At 73.9% G+C, this 21739-nt stretch carries 19 protein-coding genes and 3 tRNA genes; 13 read left to right on the forward strand and 9 right to left on the reverse strand.

Annotated features, from left to right (window positions below):
* Positions 1-3: 3 nt before the first annotated feature.
* Complete coding sequence (locus tag ABKW28_RS02500) at positions 4-1617, reverse strand: Na+/H+ antiporter NhaC family protein (protein WP_348606121.1); 1614 nt, start codon at positions 1615-1617, stop codon at positions 4-6.
* Between the two features lie 142 nt (positions 1618-1759).
* Between ABKW28_RS02500 and ABKW28_RS02505 the strand changes: the two genes are divergently transcribed.
* Positions 1760-1833 (forward strand) — tRNA-Arg (locus tag ABKW28_RS02505).
* A gap of 34 nt (positions 1834-1867) precedes the next feature.
* Here ABKW28_RS02505 and ABKW28_RS02510 read toward each other — a convergent pair.
* Complete coding sequence (locus ABKW28_RS02510) at positions 1868-2542, reverse strand: response regulator transcription factor (RefSeq protein WP_348606122.1); 675 nt, start codon at positions 2540-2542, stop codon at positions 1868-1870.
* Between the two features lie 88 nt (positions 2543-2630).
* Between ABKW28_RS02510 and ABKW28_RS02515 the strand changes: the two genes are divergently transcribed.
* Entirely contained in the window at positions 2631-3401 is a 771-nt protein-coding gene (locus tag ABKW28_RS02515; protein WP_348606123.1) for a PIG-L family deacetylase, read from the forward strand.
* 14 nt (positions 3402-3415) lie between these two features.
* Here ABKW28_RS02515 and ABKW28_RS02520 read toward each other — a convergent pair whose 3' ends face one another.
* The 3 genes from ABKW28_RS02520 to ABKW28_RS02530 are packed head-to-tail and all read right to left on the reverse strand — an operon-like array spanning position 3416 to position 5765.
* Positions 3416-4471, reverse strand: a complete 1056-nt coding sequence (locus ABKW28_RS02520; RefSeq protein WP_348606125.1) for an adenosine deaminase — start codon at positions 4469-4471, stop codon at positions 3416-3418.
* Positions 4468-5202, reverse strand: a complete 735-nt coding sequence (locus ABKW28_RS02525; protein ID WP_348606126.1) for a thioredoxin domain-containing protein — start codon at positions 5200-5202, stop codon at positions 4468-4470. Before ABKW28_RS02525 ends, ABKW28_RS02520 begins: the two co-directional genes overlap by 4 nt.
* Complete coding sequence (locus tag ABKW28_RS02530; RefSeq protein WP_348606127.1) at positions 5199-5765, reverse strand: MauE/DoxX family redox-associated membrane protein; 567 nt, start codon at positions 5763-5765, stop codon at positions 5199-5201. The genes ABKW28_RS02525 and ABKW28_RS02530 overlap by 4 nt, the downstream gene beginning before the upstream one ends.
* An 83-nt stretch (positions 5766-5848) precedes the next feature.
* On the opposite strand from ABKW28_RS02530, the gene orn reads away from it, so the two are divergent.
* From orn to ABKW28_RS02545, 3 genes are all read left to right on the forward strand, one after another.
* Positions 5849-6469, forward strand: a complete 621-nt coding sequence (orn, locus tag ABKW28_RS02535; protein WP_193667766.1) for an oligoribonuclease — start codon at positions 5849-5851, stop codon at positions 6467-6469.
* Positions 6470-6558: 89 nt separating this feature from the next.
* Positions 6559-6634, forward strand: a tRNA-His gene (locus tag ABKW28_RS02540).
* Between the two features lie 100 nt (positions 6635-6734).
* The gene (locus ABKW28_RS02545) at positions 6735-7214 is read left to right on the forward strand and encodes a GNAT family N-acetyltransferase (RefSeq protein WP_348606129.1); all 480 of its coding nucleotides are present in this window, start codon (positions 6735-6737) and stop codon (positions 7212-7214) included.
* A gap of 37 nt (positions 7215-7251) precedes the next feature.
* Here the strand turns inward: ABKW28_RS02545 and ABKW28_RS02550 are convergent, their stop codons facing one another.
* Together ABKW28_RS02550 and ABKW28_RS02555 are read right to left on the reverse strand one after the other, a co-directional pair.
* A complete protein-coding gene (locus ABKW28_RS02550; RefSeq protein WP_348606130.1) occupies positions 7252-8199 on the reverse strand; it encodes a pirin family protein in 948 nt (315 codons plus the stop codon).
* Positions 8200-8269: 70 nt separating this feature from the next.
* A complete protein-coding gene (locus ABKW28_RS02555) occupies positions 8270-10348 on the reverse strand; it encodes a PAS domain-containing sensor histidine kinase (protein ID WP_348606132.1) in 2079 nt (692 codons plus the stop codon).
* A gap of 76 nt (positions 10349-10424) precedes the next feature.
* Between ABKW28_RS02555 and ABKW28_RS02560 the strand changes: the two genes are divergently transcribed.
* The 8 genes from ABKW28_RS02560 (at position 10425) to ABKW28_RS02595 (ending at position 18962) form a co-directional block, all read left to right on the forward strand.
* Complete coding sequence (locus ABKW28_RS02560) at positions 10425-12008, forward strand: NAD(P)/FAD-dependent oxidoreductase (RefSeq protein ID WP_348606133.1); 1584 nt, start codon at positions 10425-10427, stop codon at positions 12006-12008.
* A 65-nt stretch (positions 12009-12073) separates the two neighbouring features.
* Positions 12074-12146, forward strand: a tRNA-Lys gene (locus ABKW28_RS02565).
* Positions 12147-12359: 213 nt separating this feature from the next.
* Positions 12360-13571 (forward strand): HAMP domain-containing sensor histidine kinase, encoded by a 1212-nt coding sequence (locus tag ABKW28_RS02570; protein WP_348606135.1) that lies wholly within the window; start codon positions 12360-12362, stop codon positions 13569-13571.
* A gap of 90 nt (positions 13572-13661) precedes the next feature.
* Positions 13662-15278: an NAD(P)/FAD-dependent oxidoreductase gene (locus ABKW28_RS02575; RefSeq protein ID WP_348606136.1), complete on the forward strand. Its 1617-nt coding sequence runs from the start codon at positions 13662-13664 to the stop codon at positions 15276-15278.
* 35 nt (positions 15279-15313) lie between these two features.
* Positions 15314-15673, forward strand: coding sequence for a hypothetical protein (locus ABKW28_RS02580; RefSeq protein WP_341231721.1), 360 nt, complete (start codon positions 15314-15316; stop codon positions 15671-15673).
* 72 nt (positions 15674-15745) lie between these two features.
* The gene (locus tag ABKW28_RS02585; protein ID WP_348606138.1) at positions 15746-17224 is read left to right on the forward strand and encodes an MFS transporter; all 1479 of its coding nucleotides are present in this window, start codon (positions 15746-15748) and stop codon (positions 17222-17224) included.
* A 54-nt stretch (positions 17225-17278) separates the two neighbouring features.
* A complete protein-coding gene (locus tag ABKW28_RS02590; RefSeq protein ID WP_348606140.1) occupies positions 17279-17698 on the forward strand; it encodes a PPOX class F420-dependent oxidoreductase in 420 nt (139 codons plus the stop codon).
* A 127-nt stretch (positions 17699-17825) separates the two neighbouring features.
* Positions 17826-18962, forward strand: a complete 1137-nt coding sequence (locus ABKW28_RS02595; protein ID WP_348606142.1) for a hypothetical protein — start codon at positions 17826-17828, stop codon at positions 18960-18962.
* Positions 18963-18990: 28 nt separating this feature from the next.
* Here the strand turns inward: ABKW28_RS02595 and ABKW28_RS02600 are convergent, their stop codons facing one another.
* Positions 18991-21444, reverse strand: a complete 2454-nt coding sequence (locus tag ABKW28_RS02600) for a penicillin acylase family protein (protein WP_348606145.1) — start codon at positions 21442-21444, stop codon at positions 18991-18993.
* A gap of 44 nt (positions 21445-21488) precedes the next feature.
* Complete coding sequence (locus ABKW28_RS02605; RefSeq protein WP_302705761.1) at positions 21489-21728, reverse strand: hypothetical protein; 240 nt, start codon at positions 21726-21728, stop codon at positions 21489-21491.
* Positions 21729-21739: the final 11 nt, after the last annotated feature.

Here is a 21739-nt window from a genome sequence, read left to right on the forward strand (position 1 = left end):
GGTTCACGACGAAGCCGCCCGGGTCGCTCCCCCGGCCCCCGCCTCGACGTCGTCCTCGAGGCGACCGGCCACCCGGTGCGCGACCAGCAGGACGGCTGAGCCCGCCACGATGGTCACGGCGAAGCCGGCGAGCACCGACCCGACCAGCGCGACCGTGACGTAGCCGAGCGTGGCGGCGACCACCGAGATGACGACGTACGGCAGCTGCGTGGTGACGTGGGTGATCACGTTGCAGCCGGCACCGGTCGAGCTGAGGATCGTGGTGTCGGAGATCGGGGAGGCGTGGTCGCCCGCCACCGCGCCGGCCAGCACCGCGCCGAGCGCGGGCAGCAGCAGCTCGGGGGCGTCCAGGGCGTTGACGATGCCGCCGGCGATGGGCAGCAGGAGCCCGAACGACCCCCAGGAGGTGCCGGTGGCGAAGGCCATCGCGCCCGCGAGCAGGAAGACGGTCGGGATCAGCCAGGACGCCGAGATCGAGGAGTCCTCGACGAGGCCGCCGAGGAAGTCGCCGGTGCCGAGCAGGGCGATGAGGGACCCGAGCATCCAGGCCAGCAGCAGGATGCTGACGGCCGGCCACATCGACCGCAGGCCCTCGAGCCAGCCACGACCGAAGGTGCTCCGCCCGAACGTGGGGTTCGAGGAGGTGTCGCGGGCGTAGTAGTAGATCGAGGCCACCAGGCCCAGCGCGCCACCGACGAGCAGCGAGAGGGTCACGTCGGTCTCGGCGAGCACGTCGATGGGCGACCACGAGCCCGACCCGCGACGACCGGTCACCACGATCCCGCCCAGCACTCCCAGGACGAGCAGGCCGAAGGGGACCACCAGGGCCCGCTTGGCGCCGGGTCGGTGCACGGGCAGGTCCCGCGAGAGCTGGCCCGGGATGTCGTCGTCGCTGTCGTAGGTCTCCCCCTCGACGAGCGCGCGCCGCTCCTCCCCGCGCATCGGGCCGATGTCGACGCCGAGCAGGGCGACGAGCGCGACCATCAGCAGCGCGGCGTAGGCGTAGTAGTTGGCACCGGCGGCGCGCAGGAACGCGCTCACGTCGCTCATGGCGAGCGACGACTCGTCCACGATCGGCCCGATGACCCCGAGGATGTAGGCACCCCAGCTGGAGAACGGCACGAGCACCGCGACGGGCGCCGAGGTCGAGTCCACGAGGTAGGTCAGCTTGGCGCGCGAGACGCGGTAGCGGTCGGTGACCGGCCGGGTCACCTGCCCGACCGTGAGGGCGTTGAAGTAGTCGTCGATGAAGATCGCCATGCCCAGCAGGGCGGGCAGCACCACCGCGCCACGGCGCGTCCTGATGCGTTCCTGCGCCCAGTCGGCGAAGGCCTTGGTGCCGCCGGACATCAGGATGAACGCGGTGATCACACCGAGGGTGAGGGTGAAGACGAGGATGTAGACGTAGGTGGTGTTCAGGCCTCCGTCGACCCAGAAGATCTCCGCGAACGCGCTCGCGACCAGCTCGACGGTGCCCCACGGCGACCCGTCGGCCACCAGGAACGCGGCGCTGAGCACCCCCAGCCCCAGGGACAGCAGCACCTTGCGGGTGGCCACCACGAGACCGATCGCGAGCAGCGGCGGGAGCAGTGTCAGGAACTCGTACGACTCGACCACGGGGCTCTCCTCCTGGCAGGGAGCACCACGCTACCCCCGCGGAGGACCGCCCGCGTCCACCCTGGCGCTCCGGCGCGACGAGCACCGCGGACCCGTCCCGGCCCGGTCGCCGCTAGGCTTGCGCGGGGCCCAGCGGCCCCTCGCCTCCGTAGCTCAGCTGGATAGAGCAGCGGCCTTCTAATCCGCCGGTCGCAGGTTCGAGTCCTGCCGGGGGCGCTCGTCGCGGCGCCGGCACCTCCCCGGTGCCGGCTCAGCCGCTGCGCGGGCCCCGCTCGGTGGGCCGCAGCACCCGGACCCGCTCGGGGCGGAACCCGTGCTGCATGGCCCAGGCCACGGCCTGCGACCGCGACCCGGCGCCGATCTTGCGGTAGGCGGTGCGGATGTAGGTCTTCACCGAGTTGATGGACAGGTAGGTGCGCTCGGCGATCTGCTGGTTGGACAGCCCCGCGCAGATCAGCGCGAGCACCTCGGCCTCGCGGGCGGTGAGCCCGCGGTCGCGTCCGGGCCAGGCGCCGACCTCGGGCAGGGCGGAGTCGCCCACGTCCTGCGGTCGCAGCTCGGCGCCGGCCGCCACCTGCTGCAGCGCCCAGGCCATCTCCTGGCCGGTCACCTGCTTGGAGAGGTAGCCGCTGGCACCACGGGCCAGGGCCCGCTCCACGAGGTCGGGCTCGGTGTTCCAGCTGAAGACGACCACCTTGGCGCGACCGTCGTCGACGAGCGTGGGCAGGTCCACACCGTCCCCCTGGTCCTGCCCGAAGGTGTCGTAGAGGACGACGTCGACCTCGGAGCGCACCTCGGCCCCCGTGACGATCTCGACCACGCGCACCCGGTCGGCGTACGGCTCGAGGACGGCCGCGACGCCAGCCACCACGATCGGGTGGTCGTTGACGATGGCGACCCGCACGGGCACCCCGGCGACTGTCATGGCGCCGATCGTATTTCACCCGGCCGGAGGGTGCCCCTCCCTCGCGGCAATACTTAACCTGGGGCGACGAGCGTGAGGGGCGAGATCTTTGCCGCAGACCTGGCAGCAGCACCCGGGGTGGGGCCGGGTCTCGACCCTGGATCCGCGCTCGATCCCCGACCGGTGGCACCGTCTCGTGGTCGTCTCGGCCCACCCCGACGACGAGAGCCTGGGGGTGGGCGGCCTGATCGCCACCGCGCACCAGGCCGGGCTCGAGGTGTACGTCGTGCTGCTCACCGCGGGCGAGGCCTCCCACCCGCCGGGCCGCGAGGTGTCGCGGCACTCCCTGGCCACCGAGCGGCTGGCCGAGATGGACCGTGCCGTCGGGCTGCTGGCGCCCGGCACACCGGTCGTGTTCCTGGGGGCGCCCGACGGCGGGGCGGCCGACGTCGAGGACCAGATGGTGGTCGCGCTCGGTGACATCGTCGGCGACGGCGTGGGCACCCTGCTGGTCGCCCCCTGGCGCCACGACGGCCACCCCGACCACGAGGCGGCCGGGCGGGCGGCCGCGCAGGTCGCGCGCAGCAGCGGCGCCTGGTTGGCCGAGTACCCGTTGGTGATGTGGCGGCTGGGCGAGCCCGACGCGGCCCCGTGGGAGCAGATGGTGCGTCTCGAGCTCGCGCCACAGCTGCGCGAGACCAAGCTCGCCGCGATCAGGGAGCACGCCAGCCAGCTGCGCGCCCTCTCCCCCGACGACCCCCCGGCCCTGTCCGGGCCGATGCTGGCGCACTTCACCGGCCACGCCGAGCACCTGGTGCTCACCCCGGCCGAGGCGGACGAGCTCGACCCGGACGACGACGGGCTGCACCAGCGGGCCTGAGCCTCCCCGGCTTCTCAGCCCTGGTGGGCGTCGATCTCGCCCAGGAGGCGTGCGGCGACGTCGGCGGGCGCGAACGACGCGTGCACCGAGGCCCGGGCCAGGTCGCGCACGCCCTCCTCGTCGAGGTCGAGCAGCCCGGCGGCGATGACGTACTCGTTGTTGAGCGTGGTGCCGAACATCGACGGGTCGTCGGAGTGCACGGTGACCGTCACGCCGGCGTCGCGGAACGCGCGGATGGGGTGCTCCTCGAGCGCGGCCACGGCCCGCGTCGCGATGTTGGACGAGGGACACACCTCGAGCGGCACGCCGGTGTCGGCGAGGTGGCGCAACAGCTCGGGGTCCTCGGCGGCCGAGGTGCCGTGCCCGATCCGCTCGGCGCCGAGCAGGGTGAGCGCGTCCCAGACCGTCTGCGCCCCGGTGGTCTCGCCGGCGTGCGGCACGCTGCGCAGGCCGGACGCCCGCGCGGCGTCGAAGTGGGGCTGGAACTGCGGGCGGGGCACCCCGATCTCGGGTCCGCCGAGGCCGAAGCCCACCAGCGCGTCGGTGCGGTGCTCGAGCGCGTACTCCAGCGTCTTCTCCGCGGCGGGCAGGCCCGCCTCGCCGGGGATGTCGTAGATCCAGCGCAGCACCAGCCCGAAGTCGCGCTCCGCGGCGACGCGGGCGTCCTCGAGCGCCTCGGTGTAGGCCTCGATGGCCATCCCGACACCCTCCTCGTGCGGGCGCACCGACGTGTACGGCGTGCAGGTGAGCTCGGCGTAGCGCACCTGCTGGCCGGTGGCCAGCTCCCGGGCCACCTCGTAGGTCAGGAAGCGGACGTCCTCGGGGGTGCGGACCAGGTCGACGACGGCCAGGTAGACCTCGATGAAGTGCGCGAAGTCGCGGAACTCGAAGAAGCGCCGCAGCTCGTCGAGGTCGCTGGGCACCACCCCGGGGTGCCGCGTCGCCAGCCCGGAGACGATCTCGGGCGAGGCCGAGCCGATGTGGTGCACGTGCAGCTCGGCCTTCGGAAGCCCGGCCACGAAGGCGGCGAGGCCGGTGGTCGGCTCCGGCGCGGCTCCTGGCGTGCTCACTCGACACCCGCGACCAGGAGGTCGGCGATCTCCTCGACCGAGCCGCCGTTGACGACCTCACCGTCGAGCAGCACCGTCGGGGTGCCCTGCACGCCGGCGTCCTGGGCGGCCTGCGTCGCCTCGTCGACCCAGTCGCTGCGGGCCCCGGACTCGATGCCCTCGGCCACCGCGTCCTCCTGGGCGCCGGCCTCGACGGCCAGCTCGACGAGGTCCTCGTCGGACGGGAAGGGACCGCTCTCGGACGGCTGGTTCTCGAAGAGGAGGTCGTGGAAGGCCTTGGCGACCTCGGGACCGGACTCCTCGAGCACGACGGCGAAGGCGTTGGTGGCTCGGCCCGAGTAGTCGCTGATGCGCGAGAGCAGCTCGAAGGGCCGGTACTCCACGGTCACCTTGCCCTCCTCGGCGAGCCGGGCGAGGTCCGCGCGGGAGGCCTCCTCGAGCTCGCCGCAGAAGGGGCAGAGGAAGTCCTCGTAGATGACGATGTCGTGCGGGGCGTCGGCCTCGCCGATGGTGACGCCGTAGTCGCCCTGCCCTGCCGACGGGGCGGCCACGTCGGCGCTGGTGTCGCGGTCGCGCTGGACGAGGAAGCCGATCCCGATGACCAGCACCATCGCCAGCACCACCCCGCCGACCGACAACAGCTTGCGGCGCCGCTCGGCGCGCTCCTGCTCGGCGCGTGCCTGCTGGGCCCGCGCGGTGCGCTCGGCCGCCCTGGACTTGCTGCTGCTCATCGTTCTCCCTCGTGGCTCGGGTGGCCGTCGTGGATGGTGTCGTGGTCGGTGTCGGGGTCGGTGTCGGTGTCGGTGCCGGTGTCGTGGGGGCTCGCCGGTCGCGGGGCGAGGAAGAGGTTGTCGAGCGCCCAGCGGGTGCGCGGCAGCGCGACCAGGTAGACCGAGGCCGCCAGCAGGGCGGTGTCGCGCGCGATCTCCCAGGGGTACTTCGACGCCGCGTCGGGGTCGCTGCCACCGCCTCCGAAGCAGCCGCAGTCGATGGTCATGCCGCGCGCCCAGACCGAGGCGATGGCGACGATGAAGGCGACGAACAGCACGGCGGAGACGACCGAGGCGCCCCGCGTGAGCAGGCCCAGCACCAGCGCCAGCCCGATCACCACCTCGAGGACGGGCAGCAGCTGGCCCACCGTGGGCACGACCGCCTCGGGCAGCAGGTCGTAGGCCCGCACCGCGGCCACGGACGCACCCGGGTCGGGCAGCTTCACCGCACCGGCGGCGATCCAGACGCCCCCGGTCGCCAGGCGCGCCAGCAGCCCGATCCACTCCTTGACCGCGTCGCTCACACCACGACCCTAGGAGAACCGGCTGAGCAGCCGCTGAGAGAGGGCCCCGGTCCCGGACGCACCCGCGCGTAGGGTGTGGGCCCATGAGTGACCGACTGGTGTGGATCGACTGCGAGATGACCGGCCTGGACCTGGGCGCCGACGCCCTGATCGAGGTCGCCGCGCTGGTCACCGACTTCGACCTCAACGTGCTGGGCGAGGGGGTGGACATCATCATCAAGCCGCCGGCCGAGGCGATGGAGCAGATGATCCCCTTCGTCCGCGAGATGCACGAGAAGTCCGGCCTGCTCGTCGAGCTCGAGCAGGGCGTGAGCCTGGCCGAGGCCGAGGAGCGGGTCCTGGCCCACATCAAGGAGCACTGCCCCGACGGCAGCCGCCCGCCCCTGGCGGGCAACACCGTCGCCACCGACCGGGCGTTCCTGGCTCGTGACATGGCCACGCTCGAGTCGTTCCTGCACTACCGGATCGTCGACGTCTCCTCGATCAAGGAGCTGTCGCGGCGCTGGTACCCGCGGGCCTACTACGCCGCTCCGGAGAAGCGCGGGAACCACCGGGCCCTGGCCGACATCCAGGAGAGCATCGAGGAGCTGCGCTACTACCGCGAGGCCGTCTTCGTCGCGCCCCCCGGCCCCGACAGCGCCACCGCCAAGGAGGTCGCCGCGCGCCACGGCGGCTCGATCACGGGTCTCGCCGAGCCCTCCTGAGGCACCGCGGCCCGCCGGGCGAGCCCGATTCTGCACCGCTGGGCCGTGTGCCCTAGACTCTGCGTCGTTCCGGCCACGGCCGGATCATGGTGGGCGTAGCTCAGCTGGTAGAGCACCGCGTTGTGGTCGCGGGGGTCGCGGGTTCAAGCCCCGTCGTTCACCCCACTGCCGTCGGGCCCCTGGTCTCGCACTCGTGCGAGCCAGGGGCCCGACGCACGTCCCGACCCGGGAGCTCCCGCGGGACGGGTCGCCCTAGGCTGGGGTCGTGGTCGACCGGTCCCCTGCCGCCCTCGTGCGCGCCGAGCACGACGACCCCCGGGTCGTCGCGGCGGTGCGTCGCTACGTCGCCGAGCTCGACGAGCGCTTCCCGGGCGGCTTCGCGGTCGCCGCGTCCGATCTCGTCGACCCCGGCGGTCACTACCTGCTGGCGGTGCTCGACGACCGGGTGGTGGGGGTGGGCGGCGTGCGGGCGCTGCCGGGGACCGACGGCGTGCCCACCGCGGAGGTCAAGCGGATGTGGGTCGACGCCACCGCCCGCGGCGCCGGCCTGGGCCGGCTGCTGCTGGGCGGCCTCGAGCAGCTCGCCCTCGACCTGGGTCACCGCCGGGTGCTGTTCGACACGCACCTGGCGCTGGGCGAGGCCGTCGCGCTCTACGAGCGCTCGGGCTACGAGCGCGTGGAGCGCTACAACGACAACCCCTACGCCCAGGCCTTCTTCGCCAAGGACCTGGCCGGTCCGGCCTGACCGGCCCCGCCTGGGCCGGGCCGGTCAGGCAGGAGCGTCAGGCCGGGACGTGGCCGAAGCGACCGCTCTGGAAGTCCTGGTAGGCCTCCATCACCTCGGCGCGGGTGTTCATCACGAACGGACCGGCCCACGCGAGCGCCTCGCGGATCGGCCGGCCGCCCAGGACGACCACGTCGAGGGCCGGCGTACGGCTGTCCTGGCGGGCGTCGGCGCTGACGCTGAGGTAGTCGCCGGCACCGAGCACGGCGGTCTGGCCGGTGCGCAGCGGACGCCCCTCGACCCCGACCGACCCCTGGCCGCTGAGCACGTAGACGAGCGCGTTGTGCTCGACGTCCCACGGCAGGTCGAGACGGGCCCCCGGCTCGACGGTGGCGTGCACCAGGCTCATCGGCGTGTACGTCGCACCCGGGCCGGCGTGCCCGTCCACGGTGCCGGCGATGACGCGGACCAGCGTCCCCGCGTCGGGCGTCGTCAGCAGCCGGACCTCGCCGGAGCGGATGTCCTGGTAGCGCGGGTCGCTCATCTTGGCGCTGCGCGGCAGGTTCACCCACAGCTGGATGCCGTGGAAGAGCCCGCCGGACTGCACCAGCCACTCGGGCGGCGTCTCGATGTGCAGCAGCCCGGAGCCGGCGGTCATCCACTGGGTGTCGCCGTTGGTGATCGACCCGCCGCCCCCGTGGGAGTCGCGGTGGTCGAAGACGCCGTCGATCATGTAGGTCACGGTCTCGAAGCCGCGGTGGGGGTGCCAGGCGGTGCCGCGCGGCTCGCCCGGCGCGTACTCCACCTCGCCCATCTGGTCCATCATGATGAACGGGTCGAGGAGGGCGAGGTCGATGCCGGCGAAGGCCCGGCGCACCGGGAACCCCTCCCCCTCGTGGCCCTGGGGCGCGGTGCTGACCTGCAGCACCGGGCGCGGCTGGTCGCCGAGGCCGGGCGAGCCCAGCCGGGCCAGGGTGGTGAGGTCGTCGACGGTGATCGCGGGCACGGGGCCCACCTCGCTTCGTTGCTGGGACGGGGACTCCCGGTCAACGGTAGTTGAATGTTGGATATTCCGGTCAGGCCATCGCCGGCAGCTCCAGCACGAAGGTGGTGCCGGCGCCCGGCTCCGACTCGGCGCGCAGCGTGCCGCCGTGCTGGGTCACCACCGAGTGCGCGATCGAAAGGCCCAGGCCGCTGCCCGGGATCGCCTGCGCCTGGGCCAGCGAGGAGCGGAAGAAGCGGGTGAAGAGGCGTTCCTGCTCGGCGCGCGGGATCCCGATGCCGGTGTCGACGACGGTGATCGTGCTGCCCCGCTCGTGGCGGCGCAGCACCACCTCGACCCTCCCGCCGCGCGGCGTGAACTTCACGGCGTTGCCGACCAGGTTGATCACCACCCGCTCGAGCATGTCGCGGTCGCCGAGGAAGGGCACCGGCACGCCGGGCACCTCGACGGCGATCGGCACGCCGGCTCGCTCGCCGCCGGGCGAGACCACCCCGCACCCCGCCCGCACGACGTCGCCCAGGTCGAGCACCTTGCGCTCGAGACCCAGGCCCGACTCCTGGACCCGCGAGAGGGTGAGCAGGTCGTCGATGAGCGTGAGCAGCCGCTCGCTGTTGGCCGCCACCTTGGCCACCGCTGAGCGCTGCTGCTCGGAGAGGTCGCCGAAGGAGCCGTCGCCGAGGAGCTCCAGGTAGCCCTGGATGCTGGTGATCGGGGTGCGCAGCTCGTGGCTGACGCTGGAGACGAACGCGTCCTTGACGGCGTCGACCTCCTGCATGCGCGCCAGCGCCTCGCGCAGCGCGTCCTCGGCGGCCACCCGGTCGGTGACGTCCTCGCTGGTGCTGACGTAGCCCAGCACCCGGCCCGCCTCGTCGGTGATGCGCCCCAGCGTCATCGAGTGCATCCGCTCGGTGCCGTCCTTGCGCACGAAGCCCATGTCGGCCCCGGCCATGTCGGGCTCGAGCATCCGCGCCGACACGCTGGCGAAGTCGTCGGCGACGCCCAGCTCGCGCGCCTTGGCGCTGACCTGCCCGGTGCTGTGCAGGACCCGCGTCGGCAGCCCGGTGACCTCCTCGGCCGCCCAGCCCAGCAGCCGCTCGGCGCCCGGGTTGAAGAGGGTGATGCGACCCTCGCGGTCGGCGCCGACGATGGCCATCCCGGTGGCGCTCTGCACGATCCGGCCGAGGGTGTCGCGCTCGGCGGCTGCGGCTCGAGCCGCCTCGACGCTCTCGCCCACGCGCAGCAGCAGCGGCACCACGATCAACGCGCAGGTCGCGGCGTACGCCGCCAGCAGCACGGCGCGGGCGTCGCGCGGCAGGTCGAGCAGCACCAGCACGTCGGCGAAGGGGCCGCGGCCGGCGGTCGTCATCACCACCGCCAGGGCCAGCACCACGACCAGCTGGGCCAGCGCCTCGCGCGGGCTGACCCGCAGGGCGCTCCAGGCCAGCAGCGGGATCAGCAGGAAGGCCACCGGGGGGAAGAGCGTGGGGGCCAGCACCGCCGGCGCGAGGAGGAGCACCAGCCCCCACTGCAGCACCCGCTCGGGCCGGTGGGCGATGGGACCGTGGCCGGGCAGCCGGGCCCACAGGGGCGTGAACACGAGCTGGGAGGCCAGGTGCGAGGCGCCCAGCGCCAGGCCGACGAAGCCCGGCTCGCCGAAGCCGGTCGCGGCGGAGGTCAGCGCTCCGCCGGCCAGGCCGAAGAGGCCACCGAGCAGGCCGGCGCCGAGGTAGCGGCGCAGGTCGGCGTCGGAGACCAGTCGCCACGGTCCCTCCCCGCCTGCCAGCAGGAGGCGGGAGACCACCCAGGTCTCCAGCACGATCGTCGCCGTGTAGCCCACCACGACCTCGGCCGGGCGCTGCGCGAGCGAGAGGGTGAGCAGCGCGACGAGCAGCACCGCCCCCAGCAGGACGGGCGCGTGCCGGCGCGGGGCGAGGACCAGCACCCCCGTCGCCGCACCGACGGGCCAGATGCCGATCACGTGCGAGTCGTCGGGAGCCGCCCGCACGGCAGCCAGCCCGAGCAGCGCGACCAGGCCCAGCAGGAACGCCACACGGAGCTGCCAACGCCCGGCCCGGCCGGTGGTGCTCGTCGAGCTCGTCGGCACGACGCTCCTTCCCAGGACGGCGACGGCTCCCCCGTCGCGCTGGGTCATCGTGGCACCCGCGTCGTGGCGGCCCACCCACGACGCCGAGGATTTGTCCTGGTCGGCGCTCGACTACGTTGTCCCGATGAGCCCGGCCTCCCCCTCGCGCCCCCACTACGACGTCGCCGTGGTCGGCGGTGGCCACAACGGCCTGACCGCTGCCGCCTACCTCGCCCGCGCCGGCCTCTCGGTGCTCGTGCTCGAGCGTCTCGACCACACCGGCGGCGCCGCGGTGTCGGCACCCGCCTTCACCGGCCACGACGTGCGACTCTCGCGCTACTCCTACCTGGTCTCGGTGATGCCCGACGAGCTGGTGCGCGAGCTCGACCTCGACGTGCGGCTCGCCTCGCGCCGCACCGCGTCGTACACACCGACCCTGCGTGGCGGCACGCCCGGCGGCCTGATGGTGCAGCGGCCCGAGGGCGAGGAGACCGCGCGCTCGTTCCGCGAGCTCACCGGCGGCGACGACGAGTACGCCGCGTGGTGCGACTTCTACGCCGGGGTCGGACGGCTCGCCGAGGTGCTCGCCCCGACCCTGCTCGCTCCCCTGCCGCAGGAGCGCGAGCTGCGCGAGCAGGTCGACCCGGCGATCTGGCGTGACGTCGTGGAGCGTCCGCTGGCCGAGGCCATCGAGCGCCGCTTCGCCGACGACACCGTGCGCGGGGTGGTCGGCACCGACGCGCTGATCGGCACCTTCGCGTCGCTGCACGACCCCTCGCTGGTGCAGAACCGGTGCTTCCTCTACCACCTGATCGGCAACGGCACCGGCGAGTGGCGGGTGCCGGTCGGGGGCATGGGCGCGGTGACCGACGCGCTGGCGCGGGCGGCCGTGGGGGCCGGGGCCGAGGTGCTCACCTCGGCCGGGGTCTCCGCCATCCGTCCCGGCGACGGGTCGCCCACCGAGGTCGACGTGCACACCGGCGAGGGCCCGCGCACCGTCACGGCCACCACGGTGCTTGCCAACGTGGCGCCCTGGGTGCTGCGCATCCTGCTCGGCGAGCCCGAGGACGCCGCCTCCAAGCCGGTGGGCGCGCAGCTGAAGATCAACCTGCTCCTCGACCGGCTGCCGCGGCTGCGCTCGGGGGTCGACCCCGAGGTGGCGTTCGCCGGCACGCTGCACCTGGCCGAGGACTACACCCAGATCGAGCGCGCCTACGCCGACGCCGCCGCCGGGCGGGTGCCCACCCAGATGCCGGGCGAGGTGTACTGCCACTCGCTGAGCGACCCCTCGATCCTGGGCTCCGCCGCCCCGGGCACGCACACGATGACCTACTTCGGGCTGCACACGCCCGCCACGCTCTTCGAGCACGACGGCGCCACCGCGAAGGCGCTGGCGGTCGAACGGGCCCTGGCCGCTCTGGACGAGCACCTGGTCGAGCCGATCGCGTCGGTCGTGGCGCGTGACGCCGAGGGGAACCCGTGCATCGAGGCGAAGATCCCCCAGGACATCGAGGCCGACCTCGCCATGCCGGGCGGGCACATCTTCCACGGCGACCTCGACTGGCCGTGGGCGCCCTCCCGCGCCCGGCTCGACACCCCCGCCCAGCGGTGGGGCGTGGCGACCGGCGTCGACCAGGTCCTGCTCTGCGGATCGGGAAGCCGCCGCGGCGGCGCGGTCTCCGGGCTCGGCGGCCACCACGCCGCCCACGCCGTGCTCGAGGCCCGTTGAACCGCAGGAGCCCCTCGATTTCGACTCCGCGCCCGCCGCTGGTAACGTTCACGTCGCTTCACCACGCGGCATTAGCTCAATTGGCAGAGCAGCTGACTCTTAATCAGCGGGTTCGGGGTTCGAGTCCCTGATGCCGTACAGATCACCACGCACGAGGCCCTCCACGCAGAGACGCGGGAGGGCCTCGAGTGCTTTGCGGGGCTCTCTCCTCGTCGGGTCGAGCCGGTCTGGACCGGTCCCGTTCCGCGCGGCTCGGCTTCACCGTCCTCCCGGTGCCCGCGGCCCCGACGTCGTAGCCTCGACGCGGGTCGCCTCGTGAGGGACGAGACGGCACCGGGGCTGGGAGGACCCATGGCGCACCAGCGCGGCACCGCCACCGGCAACGGTCCCACCAGCCTGGCCGACCCGGCCGGCCTGGCCGACCGGGCCACGGCCGAGCGTGCGCTGACCGCGCTGCAGACCGTCACCGACGCCGACATCTCCGACCTGCTGGCCCTGGCCGCGGACCTCACCGGGGTCGAGGTCGCCGCACTGGCGGTCGCCGACGCCGACGCCTTCCACTACCCCGTCACCGTCGGCACCGATCCCTTCACGACGCCGTACGCCGAGGCCCTGTGCCGGCGCGCGCAGGGCGTGCCCGGTCTGTTCGAGGTGCCCGACACGACGCTCGACCCGCACCTGCGCGACTCGCCCCTGGTCACGGGCGAGGTGGCCGCGGTGCGCTTCTACGCCTCGGCACCGCTGACCACGGCGGCCGGGCAGGAGGTCGGCCGCTTCTGCCTCTTCAGCACCAGCCCGCGCCGGCTCGACGACGAGCAGCGCCGCGTGCTGGCGACGCTCGCGGTCGCCGCGAACCGGATCCTCGAGCTGCGGCTGCGCCGCCTGGCCCCGACCCAGCCCCCGACCGCTGACGTCGTGGCGGTCGCCGCCCAGATCAGCCACGACCTGCAGTCCCCGCTGGCCACCCTCACCATGAGCCTGGGGATGCTGGAGGGCGGCGGCCTCGACACCGTGACGCAGTCGTCGGTGCTGGCGATGGCCTCACGCTCGGTGGAACGGATGCGGGGCATGGTCGAGGCCACGCTGCGCCTGCACGACCTGGCCCACGAGCCACCGCGTCACGAGGTGGTCGACCTGCGCTCGCTGGTCGAGCAGCTGGTCTCCGACGAGGCCGACCAGTGGCAGCGCTGCGGCGGCAGCGTCGACGTCGGCGCGCTGCCCGCGGCCCTCGGCGACCCCGCCCAGGTGACGCTGGTGCTGCAGAACCTGCTCCAGAACGCCCGCAAGTTCGCCCACCCCGGACACCCGCCGCAGGTGACGGTGCGCGCCACCCGCGAGAGCGACCTGGTGCGCGTCACCGTGCGCGACGACGGCGTGGGCATCGCACCGGAGCGGCACGCCCGGGTCTTCGACCTCTTCGCCCGCGCCGGCGACGCGCAGGGCCACGGGATCGGCCTGGCCACGGTCGCCCGCATCGTGCACGCCCACGGCGGCCGGTGCGGCGTCGAGGACCTCCCGCCCGGCGCCGGCGCCGGCCTGTGGTTCGAGCTGCCCGGGGCCTGAGGACCGGGCCCGCCACCCCCGGTGCCCCTCGGCGCCCAGCCCGCGGTGCGGGTGGTGCGTGATGACCTGGCGGCTGGCACCGTGGGGGCCGTGAGCACCTCGAGCCCCGGTCACGACGCGGTCGTCGTCGGCGCCGGCCACAACGGCCTGGTCGCCGCCAACCTCCTGGCAGACGCCGGCTGGTCGGTGCTGGTCGTGGAGCAGCAGGACCAGGTCGGCGGCGCGGTGCGCAGCGACACCGAGGTGCACCCGGGGTTCGTGCACGACACCTTCAGCGCCTTCTACCCCTTCGCGGCCGCCTCGCCCGTGATCTCCGGACTGGACCTCGAGCAGCACGGCCTGCGCTGGCGGCACCCACCTGCTCCCGTGGGCCACCCGTTCCCCGACGGCGGATGGGCCCTCGTGCACCCCGACCGGCACGACACCGCGGCCGGCCTCGACGCCGAGCACCCCGGTGACGGCGAGGCGTGGCTCGACCTGTGCCGCACCTGGGACCGGGTGGGTGGGCCCCTGCTGTCGGCGATGCTGGACCCCTTCCCGCCGGTGCGCGGGGGTGCCCGGCTGCTCTCGCGACTGCCCCGCGCGGGCGGCCTGCACCTGGTCCGCGAGCTGCTCACCCCGGCCGCGACCTTCGGTGCCTCCCGGTTCGGTGGTCGCGGCGCCCGCACCCTGATCGCGGGCAGCGCGGGCCACGCCGACATCCCGCTCGACTCCACCGGGTCGGGTGCCTTCGGCCTGATCATGACGATGCTCGCCCAGAGCGTCGGCTTCCCCGTGCCCGAGGGCGGTGCCGGCCGGCTCACCGAGGCGATGGCCCGTCGTCTGGAGTCGCGCGGTGGCCGCGTGGTGCTGGGCACCGAGGTCGAGTCCGTCGAGGTGCGGGGCGGCCGGGCCGTGGCGGTGCGCACCCGTGAGGGCGAGCGGTACGCCGCCCGCCGCGCCGTGGTCGCCGACGTCTCGGCACCGCTGCTCTACGGCCGCCTCCTCGACCCCGACGACCTGCCCTCCCGGGTCGCGCGGGGCATGGACTCCTTCGAGCTCGACCCCGCCACGGTCAAGGTCGACTGGGCACTGTCGGGGCCGATCCCCTGGGCCAGCGGGCCCGCGGTCGCACCGGGCTCCTTCCACGTGGGCGACTCGCTCTCGCAGCTGCAGGGCTCGCTGGCCGAGGTGGCCGCCGGCGGGGTGCCGCAGCGCCCCTTCCTGCTCGCCGGGCAGATGACCACCAGCGACCCCACCCGCAGCCCGGCCGGCACCGAGTCGCTGTGGGCCTACACCCACGTGCCCCAGTCGGTGGGCGCCCGGTGGAGCCGCGACGACGTGGAGCGCTTCGGCGACCGTGTCGAGGAGCGCATCGAGGAGCTCGCCCCGGGCTTCGGCTCCCGCGTGCTCGCCCGCCGGGTGCTCGGCCCGCGCGACCTGCAGGAGCGCAACGCCAGCCTGGTCGGCGGGGCGGTCAACGGCGGCACCTCCCAGCTGCACCAGATGCTGGTCCTGCGCCCGGTCCCCGGCCTGGGGCGCCCCGAGACCGGGATCGGCGGCCTCTACCTGGGCTCGAGCTCGGCGCACCCGAGCGGCGGGGTCCACGGGGCCCCGGGCGCCAACGCGGCCCGCGCCGCGCTGCTGCACCACCGGCTCCACTCCCCCGTGCGCGCCGGGGCCGGGCTCCTGGCCCGCCTCGACCGGTCGAGCGCCCCCGACGGGTGAGCGCCGGGCCGGGTGCGCGGCCTACCGTCGAGGCCATGCCCACCATGAAGCTGAGCCGCACCCTCTCCGCCGCCACCGCGTCGTACGGCGCCTATGCGCTGGCCCGTCCCTCCCACCTCCCCGACGCCCTGGGCTCCCAGGCCGGCGACCGCGAGGGGCTCGAGCTGCTCTCGCAGTCCTACGGCGTGCGCGACCTCGCCGTCAGCGCCGCCGGGCTGTTCGGGTCGCCGCGCGTGGTCAAGGCCGCGATGGCGATCCGGATCGCTGCCGACCTCGGCGACTGCGCGCTGCTGGCCGCCCGCACCGAGGGCGACGTGCGCCGCAAGGTGATGGGCGTGACGCTGGGCTGGGCGGGGCTCAACGCCGTCGCCCTGCTGGTCGACCGGAAGGGCTGAGCGCCTCCGGCGCCGGGCTACACTCCCCGAGTGCTTGGTTGTCAGGCACAACCATCACCGAGGAGGAACCGGGTGCCGTCGCTCACGACGTCGTCGTTCTCGACCCTGCGCCGGCGCGGTGACGAGCGCGTCACCTTCGCCGTCCTGGCGGTGGCGGTGGCGTCGTTCGTGATGCTGCAGTCGCTGGTGGTGCCGGTGCTGGCCCAGATCCAGGTCGAGTACCGCACCGACCAGGCCACCGTCACCTGGGTGCTGACCGCCTACCTGCTCTCGGCCTCCATCGCCACGCCGCTGGTCGGTCGCCTGGGCGACGCGGTCGGCAAGCGCCGCGTCCTGGTCGTCGCCCTGGCCCTGCTCACCGTCGGCTCCGCACTCGCGGCGCTCGCCCCCACCATCGGCTGGTTGATCGCCGCCCGCGTCGTCCAGGGCGTCGGCGGCGGCGTGATGCCGCTGGCCTTCGGCGTCATCCGCGACGAGTTCTCCCCCGCCCGCGTCAACGGCGCGCTGAGCGTGATGGCCTCGCTGACCGCCGTCGGCTTCGGCGTCGGCATCGTGGCGGCGGGCCCGGTGGTCGACACGCTCGGCTTCACCTGGCTCTTCTGGCTGCCGATGATCGCCACCGCGCTGGCCGGCGCGGGCGCCCTGCTGCTGGTGCCGGAGTCACCGGTGCGCACCCCCGGTCGGCTGCCCGTGCTGCCCGCGGTGCTGCTGGCCGGGTGGCTCGTCTGCCTCCTGCTGGGCGTCAGCCAGGGCAACGTGTGGGGCTGGGGATCCGGACGGGTGCTGGGCCTCCTCGTCGCCGCGGCGGTCCTGCTGGTCGCCTGGGTGCGCGTCGAGACCCGTGTGCCCGTGCCGCTGATCGACATGACGATGATGCGCCAGCGCGGCGTGTGGACCGCCAACGCGGTCGCCGCCTTCGTCGGCTTCGGCATGTTCGCCTCCTTCGGCTTCCTGCCCCAGTTCCTGCAGAGCCCCGTCGAGACCGGCTACGGCTTCGGCGCCTCGATCAGCGAGTCGGCGGCGCTGCTGCTGCCCTCGGCGGTCGCCAGCTTCCTGGTCGGCTTCGTCACCGCGCGCCTGGTGCGTCGCCTGGGTGCGCGCACCGTGATCGTGGCCGGCACCCTCGGCAACGCCGTCGCCTTCGCCTCGGTGGCCCTCTTCCACGACCACACCTGGCAGCTCTACCTGGCCACCACCCTGCAGGGCCTCAGCTCGGGGTTCGTCTTCTCGTCCCTGGCCGGCGTGGTCATCGGCGCCGTGCCCGCGCACCAGACCGGGGTGGCCAGCGGCATGAACGCCAACATCCGCACCATCGGCGGCGCTGTCGGGTCGGCGGTGATGGCCGGCATCCTGACCGCCGACGTGCTGGCCTCGGGCTACCCGAGCGAGCAGGCCTACGTGGTCGGCTTCCTCGTGCTCGCCGGCGCGATGGCGCTCGCCGCCCTGGCCGGCGCCCGCATACCCGACTCCCGCGGGCAGCGCACGGCGGGCGCCCTGGCCGACGCCGACAACGCCGAGCTGGGCAACGTCCCCGCGGCTCCCGCACGCTGAGCCGGCACGCCACCGGGGGTGGCGGGGCCGGGCCCCGGCGACGAGTCTGTCGGCATGGAGATCGAGAAGGCGATGACCGCCGTGCGCCGGACGCACCAGTCGGTGCTCACCACGCTGCGCAGGGACGGCCGGCCGCAGCTGTCCAACGTCGTGCACGCGGTCGACGACCGTGGCGTCGTCAGGATCTCCACCAGCGCTGACCGCGCCAAGCACGCCAACCTCCGGCGTACGCCGTGGGCGGCGCTGCACGTCAACGGCGACAGCTTCTGGTCCTACGCGGTCGTGGAGGCCGACGTGACCGTCTCGGAGGTGGCGTCGGCTCCAGACGACGCGACCACCGACGAGCTCGTCGAGCTGTTCCGTGCGATCTCGGGCGAGCACGACGACTGGGAGGAGTACCGCGCCGCCATGGTCGCCGAACGACGCGTGGTGCTGCGGCTGCACCCCACGCGGGCCTACGGCGCGCTGGGCTGAGACCGGCCCCTTCTGCAAGGAATCCTCAAGGTTGGGCCCGACCACCGCAAGGTCTGCACAAGCCGGGCCCGACGGCCCGGTCCGCACGACACAGTGGCCTCATCACCTGCTGATCGAGGAGCTCACCGTGCACCCCACCACCCCTCCCACCCGCTCACCGCGCCGCGCCGCCCTGGCCGGCGGCCTGAGCGCCCTGCTGGCGCTCGGCACCGTCGCGACGCTGTCGGGCGCACCCGCATCGGCCGGGAAGCCGGACGACGGCGAGCAGGTCTGCCTCGGTTTCGACTCGGGCAAGCAGGACGTCTCCGGCCAGGTGATGACGCTGACGCTGGTCGCGCCGACCGACAAGCTCATCACCGGCTACTGCGTGAAGGCCGGCAGCGCGAAGCAGGGGGACGGTCCCCAGTACGTCGACCTGGTCGAGCCCGTGGCATCGATCGCCATCTCCTACACCTCGAAGGTCAGCCACAAGGCCAAGGCGATCTCGCACTACTCCGTGAAGTACGTCACCGTGGCGACGCCGACGCCGACGCCGACGCCGACCCCGACGCCCACCCCGACACCGACCCCGACGCCCAGCCCGGAGCCGGAGCCGGAGCCGACCGTGCCGCCGAACCCGCCGACCAACCCCGGCGGCCCGTTCGACTGGAACTGGAAGTACGCCTCCCCCACCTGCGCGGGTCTCGTGGTGGCCTACCCCAGCGACCTGCCCCAGGGCCAGGCCAACGACATCAACATCCGGCTGCGCACGGCCACCGGTCAGATCACGCTGAACTACCACAACAACGAGGGCACCTGGTCGGGCACGCGGGCCTTCCCCTACTCCCAGCACCGGAACTGGCCGGCCGGCACCACCGACTACACGGTGGAGTGGGTCCAGGTCGCCGGCACCAACTACCACTGGGAGGAGGGGCTGCGCTGCCTCCTCGAGACCGATGGTGACGACACCACCCTCGACGTGCCCCGTGCGGTGACCGAGATCGACGACTTCGACACCGACAAGGTCAAGCTGCGCCGCGGCCAGCGGGTGGGCACCGACCTGGTCACCATCGACCAGCCCGGCCTGGAGTCCGTCGAGCTGCAGCGCCTGCAGCGCGGCGACTGGCGGACCAAGTCGACCCTGCCCGCCGACAGCGGCCGCGTGCTGGTCTCGTTCCCCAAGGAGCGCAAGAAGGGCACCTCGCGCTACCGCCTGGTCGTGCCGGGCTCCGAGTCGGTGACCGGCGCCGTCACCGACGTGCTCAAGGTGAAGGTCCGCCGCTGAGGCGAGGCCTCCACACGGACCGGGTCCGTCAGCGGGTGATCACCTGCCGACGGATCCGGTCCTTGCGGATCCGGGCGTCGGTCCACGCGAAGCGCACCCACTTCTCGCGCGAGAACAACCGCGTCTGGTCGCGCGAGAACGGCGAGCGCGGGTCCTCCGACTGCCCGTAGGTCAGGATCGTGCGGGCGTCGACGCCCCGGCGGCCGCGGTAGCTGATCGCCTGGATGTGCGAGGAGCCGTAGGTGATCGGCCGGTAGCGGTCGGCGTTGTCGACCACGTCGCGCGAGGCCAGGGCGTTGGCGTTGCCCAGGGCGTCGCCGGTGCCGCCACCGAGGCCGTAGGGCCGCGCGCCGCGGTCGCCGGCGACCTGGAGGCTGCCCCAGCGGGCGTCGAAGGCGATGCCGGCGTCGCGCACGGCATCGATCGCCGCCTGCATCGCCTCGACCACCTGCGGGTTGTCGGTGTCGAGGTCGCGCGGGGTGCTCAGCGGCTCCTCGGGGTCGAAGGGCGTGCGCCACACGGTCTCGACCAGGTCGAGGGGCACCGTCGGCAGCCGCGTCACGAACTCCTCGAAGAGGTGCACGCCGCGCGAGCCCTTGTCGGAGCGTCCGTCCCAGGCCGACAGGGCGGCGCAGGCCTCGGTCTCCCCCGTCTGCGCGCAGACGTCGTCGAGGGCACCGTCGGCGCGCATCACCTCGGCGGCCATCACCCGGTTCTCGTGCTGGTGGCCACGGAAGCTGCGCGGGGTCTCCTTGCGCCCGGCCGCCAGGCGGTCGGCGACGTAGGCGGAGACGACACGGGTGCGCATGGTCCGCTCGCAGCGCTCGCAGCCGATGATCGCGGCGTACCCCTCGAGGCGCACCTCGTCGTTGGGCAGCCAGTAGGAGTCGTTGGCGTTCATCACCCAGTCGCGGCGCACCACCGACGGCAGGTTCTCGGGCCCGAAGATGCCGGGGCGCTGCGCGTCGGCGTCGCTGCCCCACGCACAGGACGAGGAGGCGCGCGTGCCGTCGAGGCCGGGCAGGCCGGCCACCTGCTCGAGCACCCGGCCCACCGGGGTCATGCACTGCTGGGCGAGCGCGTCGGGCACGTTGGGCACCACCGAGTGGTCGGCGTAGAGCACCCGGCCGTCGCGGTCGGCGGCGGTGGTGTTGACCCACGGGATCCCGGCCCCTGCGTCCTGGCGGCGCAGCAGGTCGCGCACGCCGGCGGCCCTGCCCATGTCGAAGAAGGTGTCGATGGTGCGCAGGTGCTCGGCGTTGGCGTCGCGTATCGCCCAGACCGAGGCGGCGCCCCAGGGCATCAGGGTGTCGGGCGAGTCGACGACGTACCCCTCGGCGGTGCGGTAGAGGTCCTCGGTCACGGTGCTGACCCGGCCGTCCTCGCCGAGCACCTCGACCTCCACCTCGCGGCGCTCGATCGGCTGCGGGCCGGTGTCGGTGAGGTACGTCGACGGGCCGAGCGTGAGGTACTCGTAGGGCGTGAAGCGGTAGGCCGTCGAGACGGTGTGGCTCCACGCCACGTCCTTGTTGAAGCCGATGTTGACCGCCGGCGAGCCGACCAGGGAGGCGCCGGCGACGTCGTAGCGTCCCGGGATCGTGAGGTGCTGCTGGGTGAAGTGGTAGCGACCGCGCCACGGGAAGTGCGGGTTGCCCAGCAGCATCCCGCGACCCGTGGAGGTGGCGGCCGAGCCGGCGGCCGTGGCGTTGGAGCCGAACGGCGCCTCCGGGTCGCGGCCCAGCGCGGTGAGCAGCGCGTCGCGGTCGACGTCGGCGGCGCGCACCGGCAGCGAGGGCAGGCCGGGGTCGCCCGGGCCCGGCGGCGCGGCGTCGGCGATCTGCGGCACGAAGACGCCCGTGGAGGCGAGCAGGTTGGCCAGGTAGACGCCGTACCAGAGGTCGAGGGTGGTGACGTCGGGGCGCACGTACGCCGCACCACGGCAGGCCGCGTCGCGCACGTCGTTCTCGCGCACCCACTCGTTGACGCCCGCCACGTAGCCCTTCACCAGCGCCCGCGCCTCGCGGCCGGGGCCGCGCTCGTCGTCGGCCAGCAGGGTCTCGACGACCTTGCGGTCGCGCAGGTCGGTGACCAGCGTGTCGACCTGCAGGTTGGTGGCGTCGAGGGTCACCTGGTCGTCGTAGCGCGCCTCGGGGCCGAACCAGCGCGAGCGCTCGCCGCGGCCGGTGACCAGGGTGTCGAAGAGGGTGCAGGCGGTCATCTCGGTGGCGGCGTACCCGCTGCCGAAGCCGAGCGAGGTGACGTTGCGGGCCTCGATGTGCGGGATGCCGTGCTTGGTCCAGGTGATCTCGGCCCGCAGGCCGGCCCCGCCCCGCGCCTGCTGGGCTGCCTGGCCCCGCGCCTGCTGGGGCTCCTGCTGGGGCGCCTGCTGGGCGGCGCCGCTGAGGGAGACGGTGGCCAGCGGTGCGAGCACCGCGGCGGTGAGGGTGGCGACGAGCCGGGTGCGCCGGCGGGTGGGGGGCATGCCTGCCCTAACGCAGGGCAGTGACGTGCGTTACGCCGGCCCGCCTAGCGGGGGTCGATGTCCTGGTGCAGCCGCAGCTCGGCGTGCAGCGCGTAGGGCACCGGCAGCCGGCGCTGCTCGAGCTCGTGCACCAGCGCCTCCAGCGAGCGGCGCAGCTCGAGGTGCGCACGGCCAAGGTCGTCGCGCCGGCCGGGGTCCTGGCGTCGCAGGGCGACCTCGTCGCGTGCCGATCGCACCCGCTCCCGCAGCATGCTCAGCGCCAGGTCGTTGCCGGTCTCGTGCACGTGTCCCCCTG

It is taken from the genome of Nocardioides sp. 31GB23 (assembly GCF_040012395.1).
Lineage (GTDB): Bacteria > Actinomycetota > Actinomycetes > Propionibacteriales > Nocardioidaceae > Nocardioides > Nocardioides salarius.